The sequence below is a fragment of the Psychrobacillus sp. genome (assembly GCF_056205495.1).
Window position 1 is genome coordinate 1 of the sequence record NZ_JBAEAP010000297.1, and the last position, 4213, is coordinate 4213.

Here is a 4213-nt window from a genome sequence, read left to right on the forward strand (position 1 = left end):
AGAAATTGCTTTAAAACTCAACTCCATATCGCTTGTAATCCTTATTGTTCCTTGCATTTACCTCAAATTCATACTATACTAAACCCTAACGTTACGGTTAGGAGTGATACTATTGGGACAGAGAAACTAAGAATTGGCGAGTTAGCTGAAAAAAGTGGCATTACTAAGCGTACCATCGATTATTATACTACTCTAGGGCTATTAGATGCTGAACGTTCTAGTTCCAACTATCGTTACTACCCATATGAGGCTATTGAAAGACTAAGAGTTATTGAAGAGAAAAAACTAAAAGGTATGTCACTAGAAGAAATAAAAAGAGAGCTTGCCAAAGACAGTATAGAAGAAATTGACATTCAAGAAATACGTTTACAAATGCAATATTTAGAAAAAGAAGTTTCTCACTTATTGGAACAAATAAATGAGAAGGAAGATAACACAAAGTATTCCATCAAACAGAAAGTTTCATCAGAAAGTGTTGCTCTTATGCAATCCTTATTATTATTAATCACTTAGGAGGTGAAGTCTTACTTTCGAGTAAGACAACTTATTGACCGCATTGAATTTAACTATTTTTGTAATATTAATCGCTTTAACCGCATTCTTCGTAGCTACGGAGTTTGCTATCGTAAAGGTACGTCATTCCAGAATAGATCAGTTAGTAGCGGAAGGCCGTAAAGGTTCTAAGGCTGCAAAACAAGTTACATCACACTTAGATGAATACCTGTCTGCCTGTCAGCTTGGTATTACTGTAACTGCTTTAGGAATAGGGATGGTTGGTGAATCGACATTCGAATTTATCCTACATCCATTGTTTGAAACAATTGGAATTAGTACGGACAACATTCATTACTTTACGATTGGTGCTGCATTTTTAATCGCTACCTTTTTACATGTCGTGGTCGGAGAGTTGGCTCCAAAAACAATAGCTATCCAAAAAGCAGAAGCAGTAACCCTTGTTTTTGCTAAACCAATTATGATTTTCTACAAAATCCTATATCCATTCATTTGGTTCCTAAATGGATCTGCCCGCTTGCTCGTTGGGCTTTTTGGTATGAGACCAGCATCAGAACATGAACTATCTCACACAGAGGAAGAGCTTCGATTACTACTTGCGGAGAGCTATAAAAGCGGAGAAATTAACCAAAATGAATTGAAATATGTAAATAATGTATTTGAATTCGATGACCGCATTGCTCGTGAAATCATGGTGCCTCGTACTCAAATTATTGGTTTTGAAAGAAACGCTACATTTAATGAGGTATTAACTACGATTTCTGAAGAACGTTATACACGCTACCCTGTTTATGAAGAAGATAGAGATAATATCATTGGGTTTATTAATATTAAAGATTTCTTAACTCTAGGTATTAATAATCGTATAACATTGGAAAACTTCAATATAGAGGATTTTGTTAATCCTGTGATTAATACTATAGAAACTACTCCGATTAATAGTCTGTTATTGAAAATGCAAAAAGAGCGTATTCATATGGCTATATTGTTAGATGAATATGGTGGTACGTCTGGGCTTGTAACCGTTGAAGATATCTTGGAGGAAATTGTAGGAGAAATCCGAGATGAATTTGATGATGACGAAATAGCAGATGTTCGGAAAGTTAAAGAAGACCACTATATCATTCACACAAATGTGTTACTTGATGATGTCGCGAAATTGTTGAAGATAGATCTATATAATCCTGACGTAGATACAATTGGTGGATGGTATTACACTCAGGACATAGAGTTACACATGGATGAACAAATTGAGTATGGTGGCTATATATTCTCCATCAATGAAAAACAAGACAATCATATCCAATTTATCGAAGTACAAAAATTTAATGCTTAATTTAATATATAAAACCCATTTTGATATTTCAAAATGGGTTTTATTTATATTGGCTCAATCATTGTTATATGACTTACTTAGCATATATTCTTAATGATTAATTTATTAATAGATTTAATGCCTTCTCAACTATAAGTTCAGCACTATTCTCTTCAGGTGGCATCCATAAGCCAGTAACAGGTCCATATATAATGGGATTCACCTCAACTTCGTAACCCCCTGCTAAATAGGAATCTTTAGTCGGTAAGTAGCCTAAGTAGCCATTCATATAGCCACCAAAGAAAGCTAATTCATTTCCTAACCTTTCTTTAAATGTTATAGCTGTTTCTGAGAATGGCTCTAAAGGAATACCGGTAAACGAACCCTCATTGAGTTGAAAGGATTGTATTTCGATATCTATCCAAATAGCTTTTTCTTTATTCTTGTACTTTTCTAATAGAACATTCAACCACTTTGATGTGTTTACTCCCCATTTAGATTCCGCCAGCATTGCCATTTTGTGCAATTCAACAGGTAATGGAACATTCTTTAACTTCATAGGAAAAGTGATGGATGTGGTCTTTAGGATAGTAATGGCTGTGAAATTAAGTGCTGGGAGCATGGTCAGTACATGCCCACCAAGAACATAAGCCATCTGATTTAATGCTTGACTTCCCCCTCGGTAAAGCGGATTGATATCACCTGCTGCTCCTTGGACAACAATTACTTTGCAATTTAATACTTTTTCTAGCAGTGCTCTTGTTGTTCCAGGAAAATCCGCAGACAATCTATAACTGTCTGATTTAAGTACATTGGGATGTGCAGTACAAAAAACAATTACTCCAGATAAGTTAGACGAGTCTTTATCTTTAATAACTAATATACCAATTCTCTTATCAATAACTCCGTGTAAATTAATTCCCATTGTTACCTTGTCATCCAAAGTTGGTTCTCTTCGATTAACACCTAAATCCCCTTCGTTTACATTCCAAGCAATCTCTGAGTGCCTGACTTTTTGATTTGCTTTTACAGCTGTCTTAGTTACAAGAGATACTAGCATATCTTTATACTTTATGACTTCCAAATTGTCACTAACTGTTGCAGGCCCTGAGTGAGTATGTGTAAAAACAATTGTAATACGATCAATTTCTATATTTAATTGCGCAGAGATTTGCTCTCTTATTATCAAAGTATCCTCTATTAACATACCTATATTATCTATGCTTATAAAAATGGACTTTTCCTCATTTACTTCAAAAACAAATGCTGTAGTATAGATCCGTTCTGTAATATCCTTTATACCTACTGGTCTATGATAACCTATAAAATCAGTTCCTAAAGGAGGTGTGATATCTATCCTATGAATGCCCACCTTGCTCATTTAGAATCACTCCAGACTTATTAAAAATTCTTTTGAAACATTAGTTATCGACTCTTTAGCATCTTTTCAATTTCTTAATGTAATACTATGTTCTATCATATTAACGTTTTTACCTGCTTGAAATCATAATTTATCTCTCTTGGTTATAGAATATCCTACTTTAACAAGAGAAAACTTGACTTAAAAGAAATGAATTTTTATGATGAGTAAGAAGGCAAAAAAAGGGAGAAGAAATATGAGCCCACTTATTAGTATTTCAGATTATATCTTTAATAATAAAGAATTGTTGGCTAGTAATATCGTTGATGAGGTAATCAATTCTCTTGATATGGATATACCTCGTTGGGAACAGGAACAAGCTAAAAATATGTATATTGAGTTTGTTACCTTTATAGGAGATTATATTTTAAGTGGTGAGGAGAAAATCCCTGAATCCTTATTAATATGGAGTAAAAAGAATGCAGCAATGGTTTCTCTTGATGGTAATCTATCTACCCTAGTAGTAAGATATCTCCCTACTCGCAATGTAATTACTGACATTCTGACTAATTTAGCAATCAAATTCGATCTTAATTTGAAAGAGCTAAGTAAATTGATTAAACAGGTTAACAGAATGTTAGATATGAGCCTTAACGAAACGGTTGCCAATTATGAGTATCTAGCAAGCGAATACCAAAAGATGTCCCAAATGGAATTAGCAAAGGTCGGAGCACCAATAGTTCCTGTTAAAGAAGGAATAATAGTTTTGCCGTTGGTAGGACACATTGATACATATCGGATAGACTATATGATAGAAAATTTAACTCCTAAAATTGCAGCGCTGGTGTGTTTTACGTAATAATTGATTTTTCAGGGGTATATAAAATCGATAAAGGAAACGTTCAATATATAAACGAGTTGGTCCAAATGATTCGTATAATGGGAATTAGTGTTATGGCGACAGGGGTTTGCCCTGATTTAGCCAAAATGACCATTAATGAAGGAATAGATGTGGCAGCAGATGT

4 protein-coding genes are annotated in these 4213 nt (G+C 34.2%); 3 read left to right on the forward strand and 1 reads right to left on the reverse strand.

The genetic code is table 11. The annotated features are described in order from the left end of the window. The coding region (locus AC06OU_RS08665) for a MerR family transcriptional regulator (protein ID WP_475855225.1) at positions 1 to 513 on the forward strand (513 nt) is incomplete at its 5' end. Between the two features lie 34 nt (positions 514 to 547). Next, the gene (locus AC06OU_RS08670) at positions 548 to 1849 is read left to right on the forward strand and encodes a hemolysin family protein (RefSeq protein WP_475855227.1); all 1302 of its coding nucleotides are present in this window, start codon (positions 548 to 550) and stop codon (positions 1847 to 1849) included. 97 nt (positions 1850 to 1946) lie between these two features. Here AC06OU_RS08670 and AC06OU_RS08675 read toward each other — a convergent pair whose 3' ends face one another. Then, the gene (locus tag AC06OU_RS08675) at positions 1947 to 3209 is read right to left on the reverse strand and encodes a neutral/alkaline non-lysosomal ceramidase N-terminal domain-containing protein (protein WP_475855228.1); all 1263 of its coding nucleotides are present in this window, start codon (positions 3207 to 3209) and stop codon (positions 1947 to 1949) included. A gap of 235 nt (positions 3210 to 3444) precedes the next feature. Here AC06OU_RS08675 and AC06OU_RS08680 point away from each other — a divergent pair, with 235 nt between their 5' ends. After that, the gene (locus AC06OU_RS08680) at positions 3445 to 4047 is read left to right on the forward strand and encodes an STAS domain-containing protein (protein ID WP_475855230.1); all 603 of its coding nucleotides are present in this window, start codon (positions 3445 to 3447) and stop codon (positions 4045 to 4047) included. Positions 4048 to 4213: the final 166 nt, after the last annotated feature.

Excerpts from the sequence above, each read along its gene's own strand:
- AC06OU_RS08675 (WP_475855228.1), bottom strand. The coding sequence starts at position 3,209 with ATGAGCAAGGTGGGCATTCATAGGATAGATATCACACCTCCTTTAGGA.
- AC06OU_RS08680 (WP_475855230.1), top strand. The coding sequence starts at position 3,445 with ATGAGCCCACTTATTAGTATTTCAGATTATATCTTTAATAATAAAGAA.